The organism is Pseudomonas sp. H3_C08, from assembly GCF_054669455.1.
The window spans coordinates 4,292,452-4,318,752 of record NZ_CP162803.1 but is presented as its reverse complement, the minus strand read 5'-3'; the positions used below and the strand labels follow the sequence as shown (position 1 = coordinate 4,318,752).

Here is a 26,301-nt window from a genome sequence, read left to right as displayed (position 1 = left end):
ATCATGGTGTTACGTTCTTTCTATTTATGTTCAACGCCGCAGGCCTCTAGCCTTGGGTTGGCGCATCTGGATGCGCCCCAAAACAACCAGAGGATCCTGATATGAATTCCGCACTTGGACTGGGGGCTTTTCCCCGTCGCCGCACCCTCGGTGTACTCACCGCCAGCCTGTTGACCTTTTCGGTTAACGCCGCGCCCCTGACCCGCGATAACGGTGCCGCCGTCGGCGACAATCAGAACTCGCAGACCGCCGGTGCCAGCGGCCCGGTGCTGCTGCAGGATGTACAGTTGATTCAGAAGCTGCAGCGCTTCGATCGCGAGCGCATTCCCGAGCGCGTGGTTCACGCCCGCGGCACTGGCGCCCATGGCACGTTCACGGTCACCAACGATCTCAGCGACCTGAGCAAGGCCAAAGTGTTTGCTGCTGGCCAGAGCACACCGGTGTTCGTACGCTTCTCTGCGGTGGTGCACGGTAATCACTCGCCGGAAACCCTGCGCGATCCACGAGGTTTCGCCACCAAGTTCTACACGGCCGACGGCAACTGGGACCTGGTCGGCAACAATTTCCCGACCTTTTTCATCCGTGACGCGATCAAGTTTCCGGACATGGTGCATGCGTTCAAACCGGACCCTCGGACTAACCTAGATGACGATTCGCGCCGATTCGACTTCTTCTCCCATGTACCGGAAGCCACCCGTACCCTGACCGAGTTGTATTCGAACTCGGGAACGCCGGCCAGTTATCGAGAAATGGACGGTAATGGTGTTCATGCTTACAAGTTGATTAACGCCAAGGGTGAAGTCCACTACGTCAAGTTTCACTGGAAGAGCTTGCAGGGACTTAATAACCTCACGCCAAAACAAGTCGCGAACGTCCAGGGTCAAGACTACAGTCATATGACCAATGACCTGGTGAGCAACATTAATAAAGGTAACTTCCCGAAATGGGACTTGTACATTCAAGTGCTGAAACCACAAGATTTGTCCAAGTTTGAATTTGATCCATTAGACGCTACCAAGATCTGGCCAGGTATTCCTGAGCGAAAAGTTGGACAAATGGTGTTGAACCGTAATCCGGCGAATGTCTTCCAGGAAACCGAACAAGTGGCCATGGCGCCAGCCAATGTAGTTCCAGGTATCGAACCTTCCGAAGACCGTTTGTTACAAGGTCGAGTGTTCTCCTATGCCGATACGCAAATGTATCGCCTGGGTGCCAATGCCCTGCAATTGCCGATCAATGCGCCGAAAGTTGCCGTGAACAATGGCAATCAGGATGGCGCAATGAACTTCGGTGCCAGCAACAGCGGTGTGAACTACCAGCCAAGCCGACTGCAACCCCGTGACGAGACACCAAGCGCGCGTTACAGCCAATCGGCGCTATCGGGCAGCACCCAGCAGGCGAAAATCCAGCGTGAGCAGAACTTCAAGCAGGCCGGCGATCTGTATCGCTCGTTCAGCAAGCAAGAACGCCGGGACTTGATCGACAGCTTCGGCGGCTCGCTGGCAACCACCGATGATGAGAGCAAGCACATCATCCTGTCCTTCCTTTATAAGGCCGATCCGGAATATGGCACTGGCGTCACTGAAGTGGCCAAAGGCGACCTGAGCCGGGTCAAGGCGCTGGCAGCGAAACTGGTCGACTGATACCGATGCAGCGCACGCGGGGCCTGAGTCAGGCCCCGTTCCGTTAAAGGAGAATGCTGATGCGAAGCTGTCTTTTATTCTTGGCCGGTTGCCTGTCGTTCGCGGCATGGGCGGCACCGGTCGAGCAGAGTCCCGAGGCAATCCAGGCCCAACTGCGCGACTATTACTTCGATGCGGCCCGACGCGGTGATGTGCCGATGCTCGACACGTTCATCGAGTCCGGCTATTCCCTCGACACCCGCGACAGCAAGGGTTACACCGCGCTGATTCTGGCGGCCTATCACGGTCAGGCTCCGGCCGTGGAGCGTTTACTTGCAGCCGGCGCCGATGCCTGTGCCCAGGATCAACGTGGCAACACCGCGCTGATGGGGGCGATTTTCAAAGGTGAAGTACAGATCGCCCGACGCTTGATGGCCACCGATTGCAGCCCCGATCAGCGCAATGGCGCCGGGCAGACGGCAGCCATGTACGCCGGATTGTTCAAGCGTCTGGAATTGCTCGATGCGCTGAAGGCCAAGGGCGCGGACCTGAATGCCGAAGATCCGTTGGGTAATAGCGCCGCGCGTCTGGCCAGTGGCGAAATCCGTAGTGCGGCGCCGCGCTGATCGGCGGTACGTGCGTTATCATCGCGGTTTTTGTCGGGGGTTCTGATGGCCAAGGCCAAGCGCATGTACGGTTGCACCGAGTGCGGCGCAACCTTTCCCAAGTGGGCGGGCCAGTGCGGCGAGTGCGGCGCCTGGAACACCCTGACCGAGACCATGATCGAAAGCGGCGGCGCCACGGCACCGACCGGCCGCACCGGCTGGGCCGGGCAGCAGGCGCAGATCAAGACCCTGGCCGAAGTCAGCATCGAAGAAATTCCGCGCTTTTCCACAGCGTCCGGTGAGCTGGACCGGGTCCTCGGTGGCGGTCTGGTCGACGGCTCTGTGGTGCTGATCGGCGGTGATCCGGGTATCGGCAAATCGACCATTCTGTTGCAGACATTGTGCAACCTGGCCAAAAGCATGCCGGCTCTCTACGTCACCGGCGAAGAATCCCAACAGCAAGTGGCCATGCGTGCCCGGCGCCTCGGCTTACCGCAGGATCAACTGCGGGTAATGACCGAAACCTGCATCGAAACCATCATCGCCACCGCCCGTCAGGAAAAGCCCAAGGTGATGGTGATCGACTCGATCCAGACGATCTTCACCGAACAGCTGCAATCGGCCCCCGGCGGTGTTTCCCAGGTACGTGAGAGCGCGGCGCTGCTGGTGCGTTATGCAAAACAGAGCGGCACGGCGATTTTTCTCGTCGGCCACGTGACCAAGGAGGGCGCGCTGGCCGGTCCTCGCGTCTTGGAGCACATGGTAGACACCGTGCTGTATTTCGAAGGCGAGTCCGATGGGCGTTTGCGTTTGCTGCGTGCGGTGAAAAACCGTTTCGGTGCGGTCAACGAACTCGGTGTGTTCGGCATGACCGACAAGGGGTTGAAAGAAGTCTCCAACCCTTCGGCGATTTTTCTCACTCGTGCGCAGGAAGAAGTCCCCGGCAGCGTGGTCATGGCCACGTGGGAAGGCACGCGGCCGATGCTGGTGGAAGTGCAGGCGCTGGTTGATGACAGCCATCTGGCCAATCCGCGTCGGGTGACGCTGGGGCTGGATCAAAACCGTTTGGCGATGTTGCTCGCAGTTTTGCATCGCCATGGCGGCATTCCGACCCATGATCAGGACGTGTTCCTCAACGTGGTGGGTGGCGTGAAGGTGCTGGAAACGGCGTCTGATCTGGCGTTGATGGCGGCGGTGATGTCGAGTCTGCGCAACCGGCCATTGCCGCATGACCTGTTGGTGTTTGGTGAAGTGGGTCTTTCCGGCGAAGTGCGCCCGGTGCCGAGTGGGCAGGAGCGTCTGAAGGAGGCGGCCAAGCATGGCTTCAAGCGGGCGATCGTGCCGAAGGGCAATGCGCCGAAGGAATCGCCTCCGGGTTTGCAGATCATCGCCGTGACCCGCCTCGAACAGGCCCTCGACGCATTGTTTGAGTGAACTCCGAACCTGTGGGAGCGAGCCTGCTCGCGAAGGGGTCGTGTCAGTCGGCAGCATTGCTCAATGACACACCGTCTTCGCGAGCACGCTCGCTCCCACAGGGGATTTGCAGTGATGGCTAGATTTCGATCAAGGCACCCAGTTCGCGTTCCAGCTCCTGCGGGTCACCCAGGTTGAACTCAATCAAGCGCCGCAGGCGTTCGATGGACTCCAGGCTGATGTGCTTGCAGACGAAGCCGAGCTGGCCATGGTCGTCGTGGGTCAGTTGCACCTCCATCTTGATGCCGACCTCATCGTTGAGATGAATATCGACCAGAAAATGCCGCTCCCGATCACCTAGCCACGGCTCGGGTTTATCGATCAACAGACCCTTGAGCGACAGATCAATCAATTTGACCGGCCAGATGTACTCGCCCTGACTCAATTCAGTCTTGGCATCGAACGCGATACGTTTGAAGCGGCGACGCTCAGCTGGGTGCTCGCTCATGGCGCAATCCTCATGAAGGTTCGCTGACTATAGACCGCGAATGCGGGCGCCAGCCAATCGCTAAAGCGTCTAGACCAACGTCGGGGTATGGCCTTTGGCGCCGTAAGCGCTAAACTCGGGGTGGCTGTCTTTCTTGTCCACCCTGGCTGGAATAATAAAATGAAAAATAATAATAGCCTGCTACGCCACTTACCCTGGCTAGTGCTGGCAATCGTAGGAGCGTGCGCCCTTGGCGTAGTGGCATTGCGCCGCGGCGAGGCAATCAACGCCTTGTGGATTGTGGTCGCCGCTGTGGCCATTTATCTGGTTGCGTACCGTTACTACAGTCTGTTCATCGCCAACAATGTGATGCAACTGGACCCGCGTCGGGCAACCCCCGCCGTGCTCAACAATGATGGTCTGGACTATGTGCCGACCAACAAACACATTCTTTTCGGTCACCACTTTGCCGCCATCGCTGGCGCCGGACCTCTGGTCGGCCCGGTGCTGGCCGCGCAGATGGGCTACTTGCCCGGCACGCTTTGGCTGATTGCCGGCGTGGTGCTGGCGGGCGCGGTGCAGGACTTCATGGTGTTGTTCATGTCGACCCGGCGCAACGGCCGTTCCCTGGGCGACATGGTGCGTGAAGAAATGGGCCGCGTGCCCGGCACCATCGCCCTGTTCGGCTGCTTCCTGATCATGATCATCATCCTCGCGGTGCTGGCGCTGATCGTGGTTAAAGCGTTGGCCGAGAGCCCGTGGGGCATCTTCACCGTAATGGCGACGATCCCGATCGCGATGTTCATGGGCATTTACATGCGCTACATCCGCCCGGGCCGCATCGGCGAAATCTCCGTGGTCGGCGTGTTGCTGCTGCTCGGGTCGATCTGGCTCGGTGGTCAGATCGCCGCTGATCCGGTGTGGGCCAAGGCCTTCACCTTCACCGGCGTGCAGATTACCTGGATGCTGGTCGGTTACGGTTTCGTCGCTGCATCGCTGCCGGTTTGGCTGATTCTGGCACCGCGCGACTATCTGTCGACGTTCCTGAAAATCGGCACCATCGTCGCCCTGGCGATCGGTATTCTGATCACCATGCCCGAGCTGAAAATGCCGGCGCTGACCCAGTTCGTCGACGGCACTGGCCCGGTGTGGAAGGGCGGTCTGTTCCCGTTCCTGTTCATCACCATCGCCTGCGGCGCGGTATCGGGTTTCCACGCACTGATTTCTTCGGGCACCACGCCGAAGCTGCTGGATAACGAAACCAACGCCCGTTATATCGGCTACGGCGGCATGCTGATGGAATCGTTCGTGGCAATCATGGCCATGGTTGCCGCGTCGGTGATCGAGCCTGGCGTGTACTTCGCCATGAACAGCCCGGCTGCTGTGGTCGGCAGTGATGTCGCATCGGTTGCGCAAGTGGTTTCCAGCTGGGGCTTCGCGATCACGCCGGAAGCGCTGCAAGCCGTGGCGCATGACATTGGTGAAACCACCATTCTGGCCCGTGCCGGCGGTGCGCCGACCCTGGCGGTCGGTATCGCGCAGATCCTGCACAGTGTCCTGCCGGGTGAAAACACCATGGCGTTCTGGTACCACTTCGCGATTCTGTTCGAAGCGCTGTTCATCCTGACGGCTGTGGACGCCGGCACCCGTGCCGGGCGCTTCATGCTGCAGGATCTGCTCGGTTCTTTCGTGCCGGCGCTGAGACGCACCGAGTCGTGGACTGCCAACCTGATCGCCACCGCCGGTTGTGTGGCGATGTGGGGCTGGTTGCTGTACCAAGGCGTGATCGATCCGTTGGGCGGCATCAATACCTTGTGGCCATTGTTCGGTATCTCCAACCAGATGCTGGCCGGTATCGCGCTGATGCTCGGCACCGTGGTGCTGATCAAGATGAAGCGTCAGCGCTACATCTGGGTCACCCTGCTGCCAGCCACCTGGCTGTTGATCTGCACCACGACCGCTGGCTTCATCAAACTGTTCGATGCCAACCCGGCGATCGGTTTCCTGTCGCTGGCCAAGAAATACAGCGATGCGCTGGCTAACGGTCAGGTGCTGGCACCGGCAAAAAGCGTCGAGCAGATGCAGCACGTGATCTTCAACGCTTATACCAACGCAACGCTTACCGCGCTGTTCCTGTTCGTGGTCTTCAGCATCCTGTTCTATGCGCTGAAGGTCGGCATCGCCGCCTGGGGCAAGAAAGAGCGTACGGATAAAGAATCGCCATTCCAGGCCCTGCCGGATGCGTAACCAGAGGATTGCACCATGTTCAATGACCTGAGTCGCCTCGGTAAATACCTCGGTCAGGCCGCGCGTCTGATGGTCGGCATGCCCGACTACGACACCTACGTCGAGCATATGCAAACCAAGCACCCGGACAAACCGGTGATGAGCTACGAGATGTTCTTTCGCGAACGTCAGGAGGCGCGTTACGGTGGCAAGGGTGGGCCGAAGTGCTGTTGAGCTGACAGCGCAAGGTTGAGGTAATCCCTGTGGGAGCGAGCCTGCTCGCGAATACGGAATGTCAGTTGATGAATAATTTGACTGGCACACCGCTTTCGCGAGCAAGCTCGCTCCCACATTTGTTTTTGTGTTGTTCATTCATTTGAAGGAGATCGAGTTTTGTCCTCTCCCATCCCGGTCACGGTACTCAGCGGTTTCCTCGGCGCCGGCAAGACCACCTTGCTGCGCCATATCCTCAAAGCCGAGCACGGCCTGAAAATCGCCGTGATCGAAAACGAATTCAGCGACGCTGGCATCGACACTCAGTTGCTCGGTGATGAGCCGGTGCAAGTCATGACCCTGGCCAACGGCTGCGTGTGCTGCACCATTCACACAGACCTGACCAAAGCGCTGTACCTGCTGCTTGAACGGCTGGACAGCGGTGAGATCGCGTTCGATCGTCTGGTCATCGAGTGCACCGGCCTGGCCGATCCGGCACCCGTGGCGCAGACCTTTTTCATCGATGAGGAATTGCGCGAGCGCTACCTGCTCGACGGCATCATCACCCTGGTCGATGCCGCCCACGCCGACGTACACCTGACCCAGACCATCGCCCAGGCGCAGATCGGTTTTGCCGACCGCTTGTTGGTGAGCAAGACCGATCTGGTCGACGAAGCCACGTTCAACGCGCTGAGCGAACGGCTGACACGGATCAACCGCCGGGCGCCGATTCGTGTAGTCGAGCACGGCACCATTGATCTGGCAGAACTTCTTGATGTGCGCGGCTTCAACCTCAACGCCGATCTCGGCGGCGGATTGAGCCTGCGTCCGGTGAGCAAGGCGCCGTCAATTGATCGTATTTCGAGTCTGGTATTGCGCACCGATCAGCCGCTGGATATCGATCAGCTCAGCGAGTTCATGAATGAATTGCTCGAAGAGCACGGTAAGCAATTGTTGCGTTACAAAGGTGTGCTGAACATCGCGGGTGAGGATCGGCGCCTGGTGTTTCAGGGGGTGTTGAAGCTTTATGGTTTTGACTGGGATACCGAATGGGCCGAGGGTGAGGCGCGGGAAAGTGTGATTGTGTTTATTGCCGATGATTTGCCGGAAGAGAAGATTCGGGCGGGGTTTGCCAGAGTGGCTTCTGCCTGATGGGCTTTCGGTGCCCGTAATGACGCCATCGCGAGCAGGCTCACTCCTACAGGGGAACGCATTTCAAATGTAGGAGTGAGCCTGCTCGCGATAGCTATCTAACCGACAGCACAATGCTCAAGGTCTGAACCGAGCAGTGCCTGTTCAAGAAGATCCAAATGCCGATTCATCAGCATCCCGGCCTTGGAAGCATCGCCTCGCTCTACTGCTTCCACCAACGCCAAATGCTCCTTCCAAGCGCAACAGCTATGCGTCTGGCCCTCACTTCGCGCAATCGCCAGTGACGTCAGCGGCACCAGACTGCCAAGAAAATGCGCCAGTGGTGCATTCCCCGCCATTTGTGCCAATTGCAGATGAAACTCCCCGGACAAGCGAATCGCCGCACCCCGCCGATCCTGCTCGACCGCTTGACGTTCGCGCTCGATCAGCGTGCGAAGGTGCTTCAAATCGTCTGCCTGCGGACGCTGACAGGCCAGACGCACCAGCGTGCTCTCGGTCAGCCGCCGCGCATGCAGGGCCTGCCGCGTTTGTTCCCGATCAGGTGCCGCCACCCGCGGCCGGTGATTGGCGCGCAAGACAATGACGTGCTCATGGGACAGTTGGGTCAGCACCCGGCGCACATCGGCGCGACTGGCGCCGAACATCTCTTTCAAACTGTCCTCGGTAAAACGGCTGGCCGAATCGATGCGCTGTTCCAGAATCGCATCGAACAGTCGCGGATACAGATCCTCCGCCGGTGTGCGCAGGCGGGAGAAGGGCAGGGGGGCAGTAGTCGATCGTGTTGGCGACGGTGAGGCGAAACTGTTCATGACCGGTCTCCCATTGGATCAGCGACTCAAGTTGTCTTCCGGAATATTCAGCTCAATGCCCATGCGCTGGCCTTCGCGCAGAATATGCCGACGCATTTCGGCGCTGGCCTGGGCGCTGTTCTTGCTGCGGATCGCGCGGACTACGGCTTCGTTTTCTTCGAGGCGTTCCGCCAGATGTTCAGGGGAATTGCGCAGCACCTCGGCACTCTGCTTGAGTGCGTTGCTGGTTTGCTGCACCACACTCTGGAAGATCGGATTCGAGGTCAGGGTGAACAGCTCTTCGTGGAAGGCGATGTAGGCGCTGACCCCGGCCTCACTGTCGCCGGCTTCGAGGGCTTCGCGCATGTCCATCAGGGTCAGGCGCAACTGGCCGACTTCCTTGCTGCTGATCGATTGTGCGACCAGACCGACAATGAACGGCTCAAGGGTGTAGCGCAGTTGCAGCACGTCTTCGAGGCTGGCGCCGGCGACTGCACTGTCATGGCTTTGGCTGTCGCTGAGTTGCGCGTCGAGTACGACTACGCCTTTGCCTGGCATCGAGCGTACGAGGCCAAGGGTTTCCAGGACGATCACCGCTTCACGCAGGCTCGGGCGGCTGATACCCAGTTGTTCGGCCAGTTCACGCTGGCCTGGCAGCATGTCGCCGGAGCGCCACTGGCCACGGGCCAATGCGGCGCGGAGTTTTTCTACTACTGAGTTGACGACGGTTGATGTGGTAATCACTTGTCTTGCTCCATGTGCCTGCGAGGGCCGCCGCAAATTCGATCAAAAGATCGCCGCTTGCGGCAGCGCCTGCAGGGTTGAAATCAGAACTCCTGCTGGTGCGCCGGAGTTGCTGTTTTACGCGGCTGAAAGGTGTAGCCCTGCTGGCCGCTCAGTACTTTGTTGGCTCGCTGTACATCAATGTCTTTTTCCCAACGGGCGATCGCCACCGTGGCGACGCAGTTGCCGATGAGATTGGTGAGTGCCCGGCCGATGCCCATGAACCAGTCCACCGCCAACACCAACACCAGGCCGACCACCGGAATAGCCGGGATCGCGGTCAGCGTCGCTGCGAGAATCACCAGTGCCGAACCGGGAATCCCGTGGGCTCCTTTCGAGGTGATCAGCGACACCAGCAGAATCGTCAGCAAATCGGTCATGGCCAGCGGCGTGCCGGTGGCGTTGGCAATGAACACAATGGCCAAAGTCAGGTAGATCGAGAAACCATCGAGGTTGAACGAGTAGCCGGTCGGAATCACCAGACCCACGGTCGAGCTGCCAATGCCGAGGTGTTCGAGTTTGCGCATGATCTGTGGCAGCACGGCGTCGGACGATGCCGTGCCCATGACGATCAGCAGTTCTTCACGCAGATACTTCAACAGCGGCCACATGCGCAGGCCGGAAGCACGCATCACCAGACCGAGAATCACGCTGACGAATGCGATGCAGGTCAGGTAGAACAAACCGACCAGACTGCCCAGGTGCTGCAGCGAATCGAGGCCGTATTTGCTTGTGGTGAAGGCTATGGCGCCGAACACGCCGATCGGTGCCAGACGCACGATCATGCCCATGATGCGGAAGATCACATGGCTGAGTTCGTTGATCAGTCGGGAAATCCCGGAGGCCGCTTCACCGACCAGATTCAACGCGCTGCCGAACAGCATCGAAAACAGCAGAACTTGCAGGATGTTGTTGTCGGCGAAGGCGCCGATCACCGAGGTTGGGATCAGGTCCATCAGGAACTGCGTGGTGGTGTGCATGTGCTGGCCGCGTTCGGCGATATCGCCCATATCGGCGGCGGACAATTGCTCGAGATGGATATTCGCGCCGCTGCCGATGCCGGTGCTGAAGGCGAAGACCAGGCCGATCACCAGCGCGATGGTGGTCAGGACTTCGAAGTAGATCACCGATTTGAGGCCGATGCGCCCGACCTTCTTCAGATCGCCGGCACCGCTGATGCCGCTGACCACCACGCAGAACACGATGAGGCCGATGAGCATCTTGATCAGTTTGATGAAACCGTCGCCGAGCGGTTTGAGCTGGGCCGAGTATTCAGGAAGGGTCAGCCCGCAGACGATGCCGAGCATCAGTCCGAGAACCACTTGGAGGAAGATTGAACGCGAGCACCATCTGAGCATGGGAGGAATCCTGGTCGGTGTCCTGGCTGCCGTGCGCTTGAACGCATCAGATTCAGGACTTAATTATTGTGGTCTTACCGGTATGTCCAGTGCGGTTGCAGTCTACGCTCGGTTTTTTTGGGATGACAAGTGAAAATATCAAAATTGGCATGACCGGTCTGACCAGTGGCCAAAACCACGTGTAGGAGCTGCCGAAAGCTGCGATCTTTTGATCTCGTTTTTAAGACCCAGATCAAAGGATCGCAGCCTTCGGCAGCTCCTACACGGGAAATCAGGGGCGAAAAAAAACCGGCCAATCACTTGGCCGGTTTTTCATGCTGCGGGTTTAACGTCGCAATTAAGCGCCGTATACCGGCAGTTTCTTGCAGATGGCTTTGACTTTCTCACGAACGGCGTCGATCACCGCTTCGTTGTTCAGGTCAGCCAGGATGTCGCAGATCCAGCCAGCCAGCTCTTTGCACTCGGCTTGCTTGAAGCCGCGAGTGGTCACAGCCGGAGTACCGAAGCGCAGGCCGGACGTGACGAACGGCGAGCGTGGATCGTTTGGCACGGAGTTCTTGTTCACGGTGATGAACGCTTTGCCCAGCGCGGCGTCGGCGTCTTTACCGGAGATGTCCTGCTTGATCAGCGACAGCAGGAACAGGTGGTTCTTGGTACCGCCCGACACTACGTCGAAACCGCGCTCGATGAACACTTCGGCCATGGCCTGGGCGTTCAGCACCACTTGTTCCTGGTAGGCCTTGAACTCAGGCTGCAGCGCTTCCTTGAAGCAGATCGCTTTAGCGGCGATCACGTGCTCCAGCGGGCCACCCTGGGCGCCCGGGAATACCGCGGAGTTCAGCTTCTTCTCGATCTCGGCGTTGGCGCGAGCCAGGATCAGGCCGCCACGTGGACCGCGCAGGGTCTTGTGGGTGGTGGTGGTCACGACGTCAGCGAAAGGCACCGGGTTCGGGTAAACGCCAGCGGCAACCAGACCGGCTACGTGAGCCATGTCGACGAACAGGTAAGCACCGACTTTGTCGGCGATGGCGCGGAAGCGTGGGAAGTCGAGAATCTGCGAGTAGGCAGAGAAACCGGCCACGATCATTTTCGGCTTGTGCTCAACCGCCAGACGCTCGACTTCGTCGTAGTCGATCAGGCCGTTGGCGTCGATGCCGTACTGTACGGCGTTGTACAGCTTGCCGGAGGAGGAAACGCTGGCGCCGTGGGTCAGGTGACCACCGTGGGCCAGGCTCATGCCCAGAATGGTGTCGCCACCTTGCAGCAGGGCCAGGTAAACGGCAGCGTTGGCTTGCGAACCGGCGTGCGGCTGAACGTTGGCGTAATCGGCGCCGAACAGTTCCTTGGCGCGGTCGATGGCCAGTTGCTCAACAACGTCAACGTACTCGCAACCACCGTAGTAACGCTTGCCTGGGTAGCCTTCAGCGTACTTGTTGGTCAGGACCGAGCCTTGAGCTTCCATCACCGCTGGGCTGGTGTAGTTTTCCGAAGCGATCAGCTCAATGTGTTCTTCCTGGCGCTGAGCTTCTTGCTCCATGGCGGCAAAAAGGTCGGCGTCGTACTTGGCAATAGTCAAATCACGGCTGAACATGGCGGTCCTCAAGGATCGGGGGCAGAAAAGGGGGGCATTCTAACCCAATGGGTTTTGGATGGCATATGAAACGACATCATGTCGCAGACAAGTGGCGTTCATGACAGATGTGCGGTGCTTTTGAAGGCCTCTTCGCGAGCAAGCTCGCTCCCACAGTAACCGAGGTGCTCTTGCGATTTCCTGACCGACATCAATCCCTTGTGGGAGCGAGCCTGCTCGCGAAGGGCGCGCCGCAGATCTTCAGTCGAACATGAACAGTGCATCATTGCTGAACTGCGCCTCAAACCGTCCCGCCGGCATCGGTCGGCCGAACAGATACCCCTGAACCTCATCGCAACCATGCTCACGCAAGAAGTCCAGTTGCTCATGGGTTTCCACGCCCTCGGCGATCACCGCCAGATTCAGGCTATGCGCCATGGCGATGATCGCCCGGGCGATCTGCGCGTCCTGCTCACCGGACGGCAAACCATCGACAAAGGTGCGGTCAATCTTCAACACGTCGATCGGGAATTGTTTTAGGTAGTTCAGCGATGAGTAACCGGTGCCGAAGTCGTCGACCGCAATGCTCAGGCCAAGGTTTTTCAGCCCGGCGAGAATCTGCATCGCTTCGCTGACTTCGCGCATCAGGATACTTTCGGTCAGCTCCAGCTCCAGACACGCCGGTGGCAGGCCGGTTTCACGCAGGATTGTGGCGATCCGCGTGCCGAGCTGGCCATCGGAGAATTGCCGCGCCGAGATGTTCACCGACACCTTCGGCACACGCACGCGATTCTGGTGCCAGGTCTTCAACTGACGGCACGCCTCGCTGATCACCCAGTCGCCGACGTCCACCACCAGACCCAGCTCCTCCAGCACCGGAATGAAATCCCCCGGCGGCACCAGGCCACGGCGCGGATGGCGCCAGCGCAACAGCGCTTCGGCGCCGGTCAGGCGTTTGCCGTCACCGCTGAATTGCGGTTGGTAATACAGGACGAATTCGTTCTGTTCCAAGGCGTGGCGCAAATCGCTTTCCAGTTCCAGACGCTCCAGCGCACTGGCGTTCATGTCGGCCTGATAGAACTGGAAGTTGTTCTTGCCGCGCTCCTTGGCGTGGTACATCGCGGTGTCGGCGTTCTTCATCAACTGGCTGAGTTCATTGCCGTCCTGTGGACTCAGGGCAATGCCGATACTGGCCGTGACAAAGAACTCGCGACCTTCGAGCACGAATGGCCGCACCAGGCTGCCAAGGATCTGCTCGGCCACATGAATCGCCCGGTTCAGCGCCAGTTCGCGGCTGGAGCGATGTTGCAGCAGCAGTGTGAATTCGTCGCCGCCCATGCGCGCCACGGTGTCGTCATCGTCGACGCAGGCCAGCAGGCGCGTGGCCATGTCTTTCAACATGCGGTCGCCAGCGGCGTGACCGAGGGAGTCGTTGATCGGTTTGAAACGGTCGAGGTCGAGGAACATCAGCACTACCCACGACTTCTGCCGCTCGGCCGATTGCAGCGCGGTGTGCAGACGATCCTGGAACAGCGTGCGGTTCGGCAAGTGGGTCAGGGCGTCGTAGTAGGCGAGGCGGTGAATCCGTTGCTCGCTGGCCTTGCGCTCGCTGATATCGCTGAAGAAGCACACGTAACTGGCCAGATCGCCTTCGTCGTCGAGCACTGCGGTGATGCCGACCCACGCCGGGTAATGCTCGCCATTACGGCGCTTGAGCCAGACTTCACCTTCCCAGGTGCTGTGTTGATGCAATTGTTTGAGCACGTAGCGCAGGTGCGCGTCCTGCTGCTCATCAACGGTGAGCATGTTCGGCAATTGGTCGAGCACTTCGCTCACGGCATAACCGCTGACGCGACTAAAGGCTTCGTTGGCTTGCACGATGTAACCGGCCGGGTCGGTGATCAGGATCGCCGAGGTCGAGTGTTCGAAAACCGTGGCGGCCATGCGCAGGTCTTTCTCGGCGCGGCGCTGCTGACTGATGTCGCGACCGACACCGAGTACGCCTTCGAACGCGCCATGTTCATCCCACACCAGCACCAGACGCAGCTCGATCGGGATCTTGCGGCCATCGGCGCGCAGGCAGTCGAACAGGAACAATTGCGTCTGTACCTGGTTGCGCAACACCGCCAGTTGCTCGGGTTTGTCCAACGCCTTGCTGACGCGATCCATCAGCGTGTAGATGCCGCTCAGTTGCTGCGGGTTGGCAATGGTCGATTGCCAGCCGTTCTGGAAAATCCACTCGGCGTCATAACCCAGCACGGCCTGCACCGACGGGCTGACGTAGTTCAGCGAGAGCTTACTGTCGGTGGAGAAAATCACGTCGCTGATGCTTTCGGCGAGCATGCGGTAGCGCTGCTCGCTGTCGCGCAGGGATTCGCTGGCTTCGATCTGTTCGGTGATGTCCTTGGCCACGCCGATGATCCGCGTGACCTGATCGTGTTTGTCCCGTGCCAGTGCCTGTTCGCGAATATCGAAACGCCGCCATTTGCCGTCGCGATGGCGGAAACGCAACTGGCACTGGAGCAACTGACTGTAACCGGCGTGGCGCTGCATCTGCCGCGAGCGATGGTAGTAGTCCGCATCTTCCGGGTGCAGCAGGATTTCCCAGAAATACTCACCCATCTGGTGCAGTTCGGTGCGGTTGTAGCCGAGGGTCTGACCGAGGTGGTGGTTGCTGAAAATCATCCGCTGGCTGATCACGTCCTGCACATACAGATGATCCGGCACGGTGCGCACCACGTCTGACCAGAAGCCTTCACGTTCGAGCAGCGACAGTTCGATCAGCTTGCGGCTGGTGATGTCGTTGATGCTGAGGATCACCGCTTTGTAGTCGTGCTGCTCGGTCGGCAGACGCAACACCATCCACAGGTGCTGGTCGCGGCCGTTGATGTCCGGCAGTTTGATTTCCAGTTCCAGCTGCTTTTGTTGCTGCAACACGGCGTCGAGCACTTGATTGCCGATGGCGCACTGGCGGTGCGGATGGCCGTCGATCAACAGCTGCCAGGCGTGCTCGCAGGAGTTGACGTTAAGCAGTTGCAGCGCGACCTGGTTGACCTCGGTGACGCGCAGTTCCTGCAACAGTTGCTGGCGTTGCGCCGGTTGGTCGAGCCAGGCCTTGAGCTGGTCGCTGGTCTGGATCTGCGCCTTGTCGAAGACCTGCTTCAGACCGGACAGGTCCAGCACACAGAGGGCCACGCCAGTGCCTTCGAAGATGTCCTGATAACGCCGGCGACCCTCATGCAACTGGCGCTGGCGCCGGCGCATGTTGAGCAGGGCAATCACCGGCAACATCGAGAACGCCAGGCCCAGCAGGCATTTGCCGATGAACGCCGGCAGCAGTTCTTCGAGCACGCGCTGGCGGTCAAACAGACCACGCAACTGCCAGTCGCTGCTGCTCAGCGGCACGGTCAACACCGTGTTGGCCATGTCGTCCGGACTCAAGACGCCAGCCTTGGCCGAGGGCTGCGCTTCGTCACGGCTGATGATCTGATGATTGAGGCGGTTTTCCACCAGCCACAATGGGCGGATGCCGGTTTCGCCCTGTTTGGTCAGCGAGTCGAAGAACGTCGGCGTCAGGCGCAATGCCCAATAACCGCGCGTGCTGCCGCTGGCCTGATGCAATAACAGATGCACCACAGAACCGTCGTCGGCGTTGCTGAAGTAATGCGCCTGTGCACGGCTGCGGCGTACCAGTTCGGTGAGGTAGCTGGCGTCGTGGCTGTTGTCGTCACTGTCGCTGATGATTTTGCCGGAAGGGGTGAGCAGGGCCAGGCTGCGCAGGTCAGGCAAGGATTGCTGGAGCTTGCGCAATAGCACCTGCTGTTCGTCGGCTGATTGCGGTTGTTCGACGATCGGTAGCAGATTGAGGGCGATTTGCGCGTTCAGCGCCATGTTCAGGCTGACCTGCGCGGCGAGGTCGGCGGTGTAATCGATGGTGTACTGACGCTGGTTTTTCTGGGTTTCGCGCAGTTGATCGAGCAGTTGCCAGAACAGCAACGCCAGCAATAAAAGCACGAGCGTCGCCAGCGCACCCTTTAATGTACCGCGCAGGGACGAGCCGGGCGCCGGTGGGGTGCTGCTCACAGAAGCTGGCGGAGTGACATTGGACAAGCTGTGATCCTGCGATTTGGCTGGACTGGCGCGACGTGCACTATAAGCCGGACGCCCAAAGGGCGGCTAGCATGCCTTGAGTCGTGGCGAAGTGCCAGCCCCGCGCGGCTGGACTGCCTTTCATCATTCAGGTAGCTTTGCCGGTTACGCGGGAGCGTTCCAGCTCCTAGACTCAGACTTTTTCAGCGCGCACGCATTGATAACCATCAAGTGAACGACGCGCATGGTCTGGCCGGGCTTCGCCTGCGCTGCAATCATTCATCTGTCACTGACCCAAGGTTCTCCATGGCTCAATACGTCTTCACCATGCATCGGCTGGGCAAAGTTGTTCCGCCGAAGCGGGAAATTCTCAAAAACATTTCGCTGTCGTTCTTCCCCGGCGCCAAGATCGGTGTACTCGGCCTCAACGGTTCGGGTAAGTCCACGCTGCTGAAAATCATGGCTGGCGTCGACACCGAGTTCGAGGGCGAAGCCCGTCCGATGCCGGACCTGAACATCGGTTATCTGCCGCAAGAGCCACAACTTGATCCGACCAAGACCGTGCGTGAAGTGGTCGAGGAAGCGGTCAGCGTGATCAAGGATGCGCAAGCGCGTCTGGACGAGGTCTACGCCGCTTACGCCGATCCGGATGCCGACTTCGACAAGCTGGCCGCCGAGCAAGCCAAACTCGAAGCGATCCTGCAGGCCAGCGATGGTCACAACCTTGAGCGTCAACTGGAAGTCGCCGCCGATGCGCTGCGTCTGCCGGCCTGGGACGCCAAAGTAGAACACCTGTCCGGTGGTGAAAAGCGTCGTGTGGCCCTGTGCCGTCTGCTGCTGTCCGCGCCGGACATGCTGCTGCTCGACGAACCGACCAACCACTTGGACGCCGACTCGGTGGCGTGGCTGGAGCACTTCCTCCACGACTTCCCGGGCACTGTGGTAGCGATCACGCACGACCGTTACTTCCTCGATAACGTCGCTGGCTGGATTCTCGAACTCGACCGCGGCGCGGGCATTCCATACGAAGGCAACTACTCCGGTTGGCTTGAAGCCAAGTCCGATCGTCTGGCCGCTGAATCCAAGCAGCAGTCGGCGCACGAAAAAGCCATGAAAGAAGAACTGGAGTGGGTGCGCAAAGGCGCGAAAGCCCGCCAGTCGAAATCCAAGGCGCGTCTGCAACGCTTCGAAGAAATGCAATCGCAGGAATTCCAGAAACGCAGCGAAACCAACGAGATCTACATCCCGGCCGGTCCGCGCCTGGGCGACAAGGTCATCGAATTCAAGAACGTCACCAAGGGCTACGGCGATCGCGTGCTGATCGACAACCTGTCGTTCTCGATGCCGAAAGGCGCCATTGTCGGCGTGATCGGCGGTAACGGTGCCGGTAAGTCGACCCTGTTCCGCATGCTGATGGGCAAGGAACAACCGGATTCGGGCAGCATCGAAGTCGGTGAAACCGTGCAACTGGCCTGCGTTGACCAGAGCCGTGATGACCTGGATGGCAGCAAGACTGTATTCCAGCAAATCTCCGACGGTTCCGACCAGATCCGCATCGGCAACTACGAGATCCCGTCGCGTACCTACGTCGGTCGTTTCAACTTCAAGGGCGGCGATCAGCAGAAGTTCGTCAAGGATCTGTCCGGTGGTGAGCGCGGTCGTCTGCACCTGGCGCTGACTCTGAAGGAGGGCGGCAACGTCCTGCTGCTCGACGAACCGTCCAACGACCTCGACGTGGAAACCCTGCGTTCCCTGGAAGAAGCCCTGCTGGACTTCCCGGGCGCTGCCATTGTGATCTCTCACGATCGGTGGTTCCTGGACCGTGTGGCGACGCACATCCTGGCGTACGAAGATGACTCGCAAGCGGTGTTCTTCGAAGGCAACTACACCGAGTACGAAGCGGATCGTAAAAAGCGTCTCGGCGAAGCGGCTGCTCAGCCACACCGGGTACGTCACAAGAAACTGGCCTGATATCGGGTTGGTGGCATAAAAGAGCGGAGCCTTCGGGCTCCGTTTTTTTTTGTGTTTTTCAGGTTTAACCGAGTCGAACCCTTCGCGAGCAAGCTCGCTCCCACAGGGGAACGCATTTCAAATGTGGGAGCGAGCTTGCTCGCGAAGGGGCTGTAACTGTTGGTGCATGACGTGAATCTAATCTCACCATTAGCGTGCAAAGCAGGTCAAAAAACCGGCTTGATTTATATCCTGTGCACCATTTAATTTCATAACTGCGACATTTTGCTCTGTTCCTGTGCGCATTTCGTTTGTTACAGTCCGGCCCAATCTCCTCCAACGACAATAAATTTGCCGAGACTTTTCCCATGATCGAATCCGTCGAATCCGTCGAATCCTTCCTCGCTCGCCTGAAAAAACGCGACCCGGATCAACCCGAATTCCACCAGGCCGTCGAAGAAGTCCTGCGCAGTTTGTGGCCGTTTCTCGAAGCCAATCCGCATTACCTGACCGCGGGGATTCTGGAGCGCATCTGCGAGCCGGAGCGCGCGGTGATGTTTCGCGTGTCGTGGGTCGACGATCAGGGCAAAGTCCGGGTCAATCGCGGGTTCCGCATCCAGATGAACAGCGCCATCGGCCCGTACAAGGGTGGCCTGCGTTTCCATCCGTCGGTGAACATGGGCGTGCTGAAATTCCTCGCCTTTGAACAGACCTTCAAAAACTCCCTGACCTCGCTGCCAATGGGCGGCGGCAAGGGCGGCTCCGACTTCGATCCGAAGGGCAAGAGCGACGCTGAAGTCATGCGTTTCTGCCAGGCGTTCATGAGCGAGTTGTACCGCCACATCGGCGCCGACGTTGACGTGCCGGCCGGTGACATCGGCGTCGGTGCGCGCGAGATCGGTTTCCTGTTTGGCCAGTACAAGCGCCTGAGCAACCAGTTCACCAGTGTGCTGACCGGCAAAGGCATGACCTACGGCGGCAGCCTGATTCGTCCGGAAGCCACCGGTTTCGGCTGCGTATATTTCGCTGAAGAAATGCTCAAGCGTCGCGGGCAGACCGTCGAAGGCAAGCGTGTGGCGATCTCCGGTTCCGGCAACGTCGCGCAATACGCGGCGCGCAAGGTGATGGACCTGGGCGGCAAGGTGATTTCCCTGTCCGACTCCGAAGGCACGTTGTATTGCGAAGCCGGGCTGAGCGAAGAGCAGTGGCTGGCACTGCTGGAACTGAAAAATGTCAAACGCGGACGCATCAGCGAACTGGCGGCAGCGTTCGGCCTGGAATTCCGCGCCGGTCAGTTGCCGTGGTCGTTGCCGTGCGATATCGCGCTGCCGTGCGCTACGCAGAACGAACTCGACGCCGAAGCCGCGCGCACACTGCTGCGCAATGGCTGCGTGTGCGTAGCTGAGGGCGCGAACATGCCGACCACGCTCGAGGCTGTGGATATCTTTATAGAGGCCGGCATTCTCTTCGCTCCGGGCAAGGCATCCAACGCCGGCGGTGTGGCGGTGAGTGGCCTGGAGATGTCACAGAACGCCATGCGCTTGCTGTGGACGGCAGGTGAGGTGGACAGCAAGCTGCACGCGATCATGCAGTCGATCCACCACGCTTGCGTGCATTACGGCGAAGAGAGCGGGCGGATCAACTACGTCAAAGGCGCGAACATCGCCGGCTTCGTCAAAGTCGCCGACGCAATGCTCGCGCAGGGCGTGGTTTAAGCCGGTTCGATGCGGATCACTTCAATCACTTGATCGCCGGCGGGGCGCTGCCACAGCACCTCGTCATTGAGCTGCGCGCCGAGCAGCGCCCGGCCCAGCGGTGAGCCCCAATTGATCAGGCCTTTGCTGGCATCGGCCTGATCCTCGCCGACCAGTTGCACCCGGCGTTCGGTGTCGTGTTCGTCGGCGTAGGTCACCCAACTGCCGATCTGCACTTTGTCGGTGGAGGTCGCGGCAACCGCGACTTGTGCGCCGCTCAGGCGTTGATTGAAATACCGCAAATCCCTTTCCAGATCCGCCAGACGCTGCTTGTCAGCCTGCTCTCCTTTGGCCGATTGTTCGGCATGCAAGGTTTGCAGTTCGGCGACTTTCTCCTGCAGCTGCGCGAGCCCTTGAGCAGTGACGTAGTTGGGCTGCGTGCTGACCTGCCGTTCGACCGGCTGATCGGCTTGCGCGGCGGCGTTGTCTTCGTTGACGAATGCGCGACTCATGGTGTCCTCCTCGTATGAGGTTTGGGCCATGCTCGCAGGCATTTCGTTTCACTGGATGTCTGGAAACGACCTATTGCGAGCGATAGGCCCGCCCGGCGTCCTGATCTTTCTGTTGCTGCCAGGCGCGCTCGCGTTCGTCCCAATGTTCATTGCGATACTGTTCGCGGTCCTTGTTTTCCAGCATTGCCTGACACTGGCGGAAGCCGTCGGTCCAGCCTTCGGCGTATTGCTTGTCCTTCAGATAGCGCGGCACGTTCTTGCGAAACTCGCCGCTGATCGAACCCGCCGCCTGACGACCGCTGACACAGCCATCATCGAAACCGTCGGCGAAGGCCGGTGGATAACCCTTGGCGATCAGATCTTCATGGGTGGTCTGGCAACCGCCCAGTAACAGCACAACACCCAGCAAACCCGCACACCGCCACATCGCACTCTCCCGCGCCAGTTCTCCGGCCTATGGGGAAAGTCTAGAAGCTGATTCATGAGGCGGCTGTCGAAGCGCCGTGAAAAATCCATTAACACCACAAATCCCCTGTGGGAGCGAGCTTGCTCGCGAAGGCTTCGTGTCAGGCAACTCTGATATCGACTGACCCACCGCTTTCGCGAGCAAGCTCGCTCCCACATTGGTTTTGTGCTGTGTTCGGGATCAGTAGTGATACCACTTCACTTCAAGCATGACTTCCGTTTCCGGGGTGGCGAGATGGCTGAACTCACGCTGCGCACTCAGGCGTAAACCGAGGTTGCGCGACAACTCCCACTGCTGATTCAGGCTGAGGCTGCGGCGCACTTCGCCATTGAAAAAGTAATCACCTTTGGCTTCGAGGCTGAGATTGCCCAGCGGGTTTTTCCACAGCACGCCGGTATTGAAACCGCCGGCCGGGGAGACGAATTCGGCGAAGTCATTGTTGTGCTCGACGCGCACGGTGCCGAGGGCAAAACCCAATACGTCATCACCCAACGCCCAAGTGCCGCCACCGCCACCATTCACGTGGCTGACCAGCGTCTCGTCATCGTGCTTGCCCGGTACGCGCTCAAGACCACCAGTGACTTGCCACGACAGCGGTTGCAACAGCTCATTACGTGGCGTCAGCGAACGAATGGTCGCCAGATCCAGCTGCTGGAACTGCCAGTGATTGCCTTCGTACTGACGCAGTTTCATCTGCAGGATCTCGATCTGCGCGCCGAGCGGGAAGCTCTCGGCGTTGTCGTTGAGATCGTGATACGCCATGCGCAAGCCGTACTCACCGAACGCACGGTCGCCACGGGTGCCGAGACCGGCCTGCCAGGTGCGCGATTCGTGGCCGTCTTCGGGCAAGCCCGGTTGTGGGATGTCCAGTTCGGGGGCGGGGTTCTTGTTGATCGCCCGCAGCAGTTCAAAGCTGCGCTGTGCCCGTTGTGGATCGCGTTCCTGGCCGTTGGCGCGGTAGCGCTCCAGACGATATGCCGCGTCGATGATCAACGCTTGACGGTCGCGGGGCAGGGCTTTGAACGCCGGATCCTGCAACTGCTGTTGATCGGCGCTGACGTTCAGCACCCATTGCTGTTCGTCACTGTTCAAAGGCTCGGCACGGCTGAGCAATTCGCGCTCGCGGGACGGGCGGTATTCGATACTTTCCACCAGCCCGGCTTCCTTCACCGCTTTGACGGTGTCGGTGGGAATTGCGGTCAACGGGAATTGTTCGGTCAGGCGCAGGCTCGGCCGCGCCACCTGCAGCAACTCAAGCAGACGATACGAGCAGTTTTCGTCGAAGAAGAAATAGTCGAACTGGATCTGCTTCAACTCCCACACATGCTCGACCATGCGCGCGGTTTCTTCCTGGGTCAGATTCAATCGGTATTCCCACAGATCGCGGTTTTCCAGGCTGCGGTATTCCGAGAGTTTTTCCTGATAGGGCACCAGCGCGAACAACCCGGGATAGCCGCCCATCAAACCTTTCCAGGCATACAGAATGCTGTTGTCCGAACCTTCGATGTAGGCACCGAAGTTGATCGCGTAACTGAGCAGCGAGGTCTTGTCGGCCTGCACATCGGCTTGATCGATGCGCAGCAGGGTGTGGCCGAACATCGATGACGGACTGTTCAAATAAGCCGCCGGGAAGATCATCACCGCGCTGTGCGGCGAGACGTCCTTGAACCACTTTTTGTATTCGGCGCATGCCGGTGTCGGCAGATCGCTGAGATTGAGTTGCGCCTTCAGCCAGCGAGTGCGCGCCGGATAAACACATTGCGCATGTTGCTCGCCAAGACTGGCCGGGGCGTACAGCGCTTGCACGGTGGCCGCCAGTTCGTGGTCGGGATGCTCATTGCCATCGGGCGCGAGAAAGAATTTCTTGTCGCTGACATAGCTGCGCCAGCCGCCAAGCTTGGCGGTTTCGTAGTGACCGAGGGAAATCCAGAAGCGGTCGTTGGCCAGTTGCTGCAAACGTTGAGGGTCGATGTGGGGCGCGGCGGACAGCGGGGCGCAGACACAGAGCGCCAGCCAGGCAAGGCGTTTGAGCATAGTCGGCAACTTGAACAGGAAAGAAATAAAGACCCAAGGAGGGCGGGCCGAAAAAACAAAACCCGCTTCCCGAAGGAAGCGGGCGAGGTCGAGCTTAAGCCTGAGTTGCGTACTTGGCCAGACGAGGATCCGATTTCAGTACGGCCAGGGTGTTGGTATGCACGTCTTCAGCGGTCACGTCAGCCTTGCTGAAGATCTGCTGGAAGTGCTCGTGAGTCACAGCCGCGAAGTGCGCACGGTCTTCCGGCGCCACGCCCAGTACCACGGCATAAGTCGTCAGCGCTTCGCCGTTGCCTTTGGCCATGTCTTCGGACAGCTCGTTCATCATGCCATTCATGGCAAACCAGGATTTGCCGCCGTAGGTCAGCGATGCGTTGGTCGAGCAACCGTTGGTGCCGGAAGTCATACCGAAGGTGGCGTTACCGGAAGTGCCGTTGGTGGTGGAAGCGAGGAAGTGCGCCGGGGTGCCACGCTGACCTTCGAACAGCATGTTGCCCCAACCGCAATCCGGGCCGCCTGGAGCTTGCGCCATTGCGTTGATGGATACAGCGGTGAAGAGAGTACCGAGAAGAATCCGTTTCATAGCTTTTTTCTCTTTGTGTGCATACCAATGGACAGGGTTCTGGCCCCCCAAGCTCTGTATGAGACAGAGCCAAACGAAGCCAGTGGGCCGGTATTAGTTCCAGCCGCGCAGTTTGGAGTTTAGGCACGTTCCAGGGGTTCCGTGGTTTTTTGCAAAATATTTGGAATAAACCCCGGTTTCAGGGGGCGGGCCGCAGGCTTGGCCGGTTGTCTATGCTTTGTAGTGTGGCGCGCCTTGCCAGTGGGGCACGGGCAGCGCCAGAATGCCGCTATCTGCCCCGCCTGATTGTTAAGGAAGCCCGATGCCTGATCCTGTTGCTGCCAGCTTGCGTCTCGCGCCCGAAGCGCTGACCCGTCCGTTTTCCGCTGAACAGTTCAGCTTCACTACCACCAATGATCTGGAGCCCTTTCGCGGTGTGCTCGGCCAGGAACGCGCGGTCGAAGCCTTGCAGTTCGGTGTGGCCATGCCACGCCCCGGTTACAACGTATTCGTCATGGGCGAGCCCGGCACTGGTCGTTTCTCGTTCGTCAAACGCTACCTGAAGGCCGAAGGCAAGCGCCTGCAGACCCCGGCGGACTGGGTCTACGTCAATAACTTCGATGAGCCGCGCGAGCCGCGTGCGCTGGAACTGCCTTCGGGCACTGCCGGCGCGTTTATCGGTGACATCAACGGTTTGATCGACAACTTGCTGGCGACGTTTCCAGCGGTGTTCGAGCACCCGTCCTATCAGCAAAAGAAAAGTGCCATCGACCGTGCATTCAACCAGCGCTACGACAAAGCCCTCGACATCATCGAGCGCCTGGCCCTGGAAAAAGACGTTGCCCTGTATCGCGACAGCAGCAACATCGCCTTCACGCCGATGCTCGACGGCAAAGCACTGGACGAAGCGGAATTTGCCCAGTTGCCGGAAGCTGATCGTGAGCGTTTTCACGACGACATTTCCGGCCTCGAAGAGCGCCTGAACGAAGAGCTCGCCAGTCTGCCGCAGTGGAAGCGTGAGTCGAACAACCAACTGCGCTCGCTCAACGAAGAAACCATCACCTTGGCCTTGCAGCCGCTACTGTCGCCGTTGTCGGAGAAGTACGCCGAGAACGCTGCGGTCTGCGGTTACCTGCAAGCCATGCAGGTCTATCTGCTGAAAACCGTGGTCGAGCAACTGGTCGACGACAGCAAGACCGACGCCGTCGCGCGCAAACTGCTGGAAGAACAATACGCACCGAGCCTGGTGGTCGGTCATCCGCTCAGCGGCGGTGCGCCAGTCGTTTTCGAGCCGCACCCGACGTACGAAAACCTCTTCGGTCGCATCGAATACACCACCGATCAGGGTGCGCTTTACACCACTTATCGCCAGTTGCGTCCGGGTGCCTTGCACCGCGCCAACGGCGGTTTCCTGATTCTTGAAGCGGAAAAAATGCTCAGCGAGCCGTTTGTGTGGGATGCGCTGAAACGCGCCCTGCAATCGCGCAAGCTGAAAATGGAATCGCCGCTGGGCGAGATGGGCCGTTTCGCCACCGTGACGCTCAACCCGCAGCACATTCCGTTGCAGGTCAAAGTCATCATCATCGGTGCGCGGTCGCTGTACTACACGCTGCAAGACCTCGATCCGGACTTCCAGGAGATGTTCCGCGTCCTCGTGGATTTCGACGAAGACATCCCGATGGTCGACGAGAGCCTGGAGCAATTTGCCCAGTTGTTGAAAACCCGGACTTCGGAAGAAGGCATGGCGCCGCTGACTGCCGATGCGGTAGCGCGCCTGGCGACTTACAGCGCACGTTTGGCCGAGCACCAAGGGCGTTTGTCGGCGCGTATTGGCGATCTGTTCCAACTGGTCAGCGAAGCGGATTTCATCCGTCACCTGGCCGGCGATGAAATGACCGATGCCGGGCATATCGAACGTGCCTTGAAAGCCAAGGCCACGCGCACCGGTCGTGTGTCGGCGCGGATTCTCGACGACATGCTTGCCGGGATCATCCTGATCGACACCGATGGCGCCGCTGTCGGCAAGTGCAACGGTCTGACCGTGCTAGAAGTCGGCGACTCGGCGTTCGGTGTGCCGGCGCGGATCTCTGCCACGGTGTATCCGGGTGGCAGCGGCATTGTCGACATCGAGCGTGAGGTCAACCTCGGCCAGCCGATTCACTCCAAAGGTGTGATGATCCTCACCGGGTATCTGGGCAGCCGTTACGCCCAGGAATTCCCGCTGGCGATTTCCGCGAGCATCGCGCTGGAGCAGTCGTACGGTTACGTCGATGGCGACAGTGCGTCGCTGGGCGAGGCGTGCACGCTGATTTCGGCGCTGTCGAAAACCCCGCTCAAGCAGTGCTTTGCGATCACTGGTTCGATCAACCAGTTCGGCGAAGTGCAGGCGGTGGGCGGGGTCAACGAGAAGATCGAAGGCTTCTTCCGACTCTGCGAAGCGCGCGGGCTGACTGGCGAGCAGGGCGCAATCATTCCACAGGCCAACGTGGCCACGCTGATGCTTGATGAGAAAGTGTTGGCGGCGGTGCGTGCCGGGCAGTTCCACGTGTACGCGGTGCGTCAGGCCGACGAGGCGTTGAGTCTGTTGGTGGGCGAACCGGCCGGTGAACCGAATGCCGACGGCGAATTCCCGGAAGGCAGCATCAACGCACGGGTGGTCGAGCGCTTGCGCGACATCGCCGAAATGATCAGCGAAGAAGACCTCAAGGAAGCCGAGAAGGAGTTGGCCCAAGAAGCGCTGGCCGAGGCCAAACCGGCTTAACAGTCTTAAAGCGAAC

19 protein-coding genes are annotated in these 26,301 nt (G+C 59.5%); 9 read left to right on the top strand and 10 right to left on the bottom strand.

Annotation, left to right across the window (positions count from 1 at the left end):
* The first annotated feature begins 101 nt into the window (after positions 1-101).
* From katB to radA, 3 genes are read left to right on the top strand one after another with little or no spacing between them, the layout of a single operon-like run.
* Positions 102-1,643 (top strand): catalase KatB, encoded by a 1,542-nt coding sequence (katB, locus tag AB4N74_RS19710; RefSeq protein WP_093434754.1) that lies wholly within the window; start codon positions 102-104, stop codon positions 1,641-1,643.
* Between the two features lie 59 nt (positions 1,644-1,702).
* Positions 1,703-2,248 (top strand): ankyrin repeat domain-containing protein, encoded by a 546-nt coding sequence (locus tag AB4N74_RS19705; protein ID WP_093434757.1) that lies wholly within the window; start codon positions 1,703-1,705, stop codon positions 2,246-2,248.
* 45 nt (positions 2,249-2,293) lie between these two features.
* Complete coding sequence (radA, locus tag AB4N74_RS19700) at positions 2,294-3,661, top strand: DNA repair protein RadA (protein WP_007909773.1); 1,368 nt, start codon at positions 2,294-2,296, stop codon at positions 3,659-3,661.
* 118 nt (positions 3,662-3,779) lie between these two features.
* Here radA and AB4N74_RS19695 read toward each other — a convergent pair whose 3' ends face one another.
* Positions 3,780-4,148 carry a PilZ domain-containing protein gene (locus AB4N74_RS19695; protein WP_093434760.1) on the bottom strand — a complete coding sequence of 123 codons (369 nt, stop codon included), beginning with the start codon at positions 4,146-4,148 and terminating at the stop codon, positions 3,780-3,782.
* A gap of 159 nt (positions 4,149-4,307) precedes the next feature.
* Here AB4N74_RS19695 and AB4N74_RS19690 point away from each other — a divergent pair, with 159 nt between their 5' ends.
* The 3 genes from AB4N74_RS19690 (at position 4,308) to yjiA (ending at position 7,718) form a co-directional block, all read left to right on the top strand.
* A complete protein-coding gene (locus AB4N74_RS19690; RefSeq protein ID WP_093434763.1) occupies positions 4,308-6,374 on the top strand; it encodes a carbon starvation CstA family protein in 2,067 nt (688 codons plus the stop codon).
* Between the two features lie 15 nt (positions 6,375-6,389).
* Positions 6,390-6,587 (top strand): YbdD/YjiX family protein, encoded by a 198-nt coding sequence (locus tag AB4N74_RS19685; protein ID WP_003228401.1) that lies wholly within the window; start codon positions 6,390-6,392, stop codon positions 6,585-6,587.
* Between the two features lie 159 nt (positions 6,588-6,746).
* Complete coding sequence (gene yjiA, locus AB4N74_RS19680) at positions 6,747-7,718, top strand: GTPase (protein WP_186623973.1); 972 nt, start codon at positions 6,747-6,749, stop codon at positions 7,716-7,718.
* A gap of 98 nt (positions 7,719-7,816) precedes the next feature.
* Here yjiA and AB4N74_RS19675 read toward each other — a convergent pair whose 3' ends face one another.
* From AB4N74_RS19675 to morA, 5 genes are all read right to left on the bottom strand, one after another.
* A complete protein-coding gene (locus AB4N74_RS19675) occupies positions 7,817-8,527 on the bottom strand; it encodes a GntR family transcriptional regulator (RefSeq protein WP_460096981.1) in 711 nt (236 codons plus the stop codon).
* 18 nt (positions 8,528-8,545) lie between these two features.
* Positions 8,546-9,250: a FadR/GntR family transcriptional regulator gene (locus AB4N74_RS19670; RefSeq protein ID WP_034153832.1), complete on the bottom strand. Its 705-nt coding sequence runs from the start codon at positions 9,248-9,250 to the stop codon at positions 8,546-8,548.
* 83 nt (positions 9,251-9,333) lie between these two features.
* Positions 9,334-10,647 (bottom strand): C4-dicarboxylate transporter DctA, encoded by a 1,314-nt coding sequence (locus tag AB4N74_RS19665; RefSeq protein WP_460096979.1) that lies wholly within the window; start codon positions 10,645-10,647, stop codon positions 9,334-9,336.
* Between the two features lie 337 nt (positions 10,648-10,984).
* The gene (gene glyA / locus AB4N74_RS19660) at positions 10,985-12,238 is read right to left on the bottom strand and encodes a serine hydroxymethyltransferase (protein WP_093434775.1); all 1,254 of its coding nucleotides are present in this window, start codon (positions 12,236-12,238) and stop codon (positions 10,985-10,987) included.
* A gap of 240 nt (positions 12,239-12,478) precedes the next feature.
* The gene (gene morA / locus AB4N74_RS19655; RefSeq protein ID WP_093434777.1) at positions 12,479-16,327 is read right to left on the bottom strand and encodes a cyclic di-GMP receptor MorA; all 3,849 of its coding nucleotides are present in this window, start codon (positions 16,325-16,327) and stop codon (positions 12,479-12,481) included.
* 285 nt (positions 16,328-16,612) lie between these two features.
* Here morA and ettA point away from each other — a divergent pair, with 285 nt between their 5' ends.
* The gene (ettA, locus tag AB4N74_RS19650) at positions 16,613-18,277 is read left to right on the top strand and encodes an energy-dependent translational throttle protein EttA (RefSeq protein WP_099757230.1); all 1,665 of its coding nucleotides are present in this window, start codon (positions 16,613-16,615) and stop codon (positions 18,275-18,277) included.
* Positions 18,278-18,624: 347 nt separating this feature from the next.
* Positions 18,625-19,971 carry an NADP-specific glutamate dehydrogenase gene (gdhA, locus tag AB4N74_RS19645; RefSeq protein ID WP_460096976.1) on the top strand — a complete coding sequence of 449 codons (1,347 nt, stop codon included), beginning with the start codon at positions 18,625-18,627 and terminating at the stop codon, positions 19,969-19,971.
* On the opposite strand, the gene AB4N74_RS19640 is transcribed toward gdhA, so the two are convergent.
* From AB4N74_RS19640 to AB4N74_RS19625, 4 genes are all read right to left on the bottom strand, one after another.
* A complete protein-coding gene (locus AB4N74_RS19640; RefSeq protein WP_460096974.1) occupies positions 19,968-20,462 on the bottom strand; it encodes a GreA/GreB family elongation factor in 495 nt (164 codons plus the stop codon). The two genes, gdhA and AB4N74_RS19640, sit on opposite strands and share 4 nt — an antisense overlap.
* Before the next feature lie 70 nt (positions 20,463-20,532).
* Positions 20,533-20,889 (bottom strand): hypothetical protein, encoded by a 357-nt coding sequence (locus AB4N74_RS19635; RefSeq protein ID WP_093434789.1) that lies wholly within the window; start codon positions 20,887-20,889, stop codon positions 20,533-20,535.
* 219 nt (positions 20,890-21,108) lie between these two features.
* Positions 21,109-22,962: an Lnb N-terminal periplasmic domain-containing protein gene (locus AB4N74_RS19630; protein WP_099757227.1), complete on the bottom strand. Its 1,854-nt coding sequence runs from the start codon at positions 22,960-22,962 to the stop codon at positions 21,109-21,111.
* A gap of 94 nt (positions 22,963-23,056) precedes the next feature.
* Positions 23,057-23,545: a DUF3015 domain-containing protein gene (locus AB4N74_RS19625; protein WP_007909797.1), complete on the bottom strand. Its 489-nt coding sequence runs from the start codon at positions 23,543-23,545 to the stop codon at positions 23,057-23,059.
* A 301-nt stretch (positions 23,546-23,846) separates the two neighbouring features.
* Here AB4N74_RS19625 and AB4N74_RS19620 point away from each other — a divergent pair, with 301 nt between their 5' ends.
* Positions 23,847-26,285, top strand: coding sequence for a Lon protease family protein (locus AB4N74_RS19620; protein ID WP_016986197.1), 2,439 nt, complete (start codon positions 23,847-23,849; stop codon positions 26,283-26,285).
* Positions 26,286-26,301: the final 16 nt, after the last annotated feature.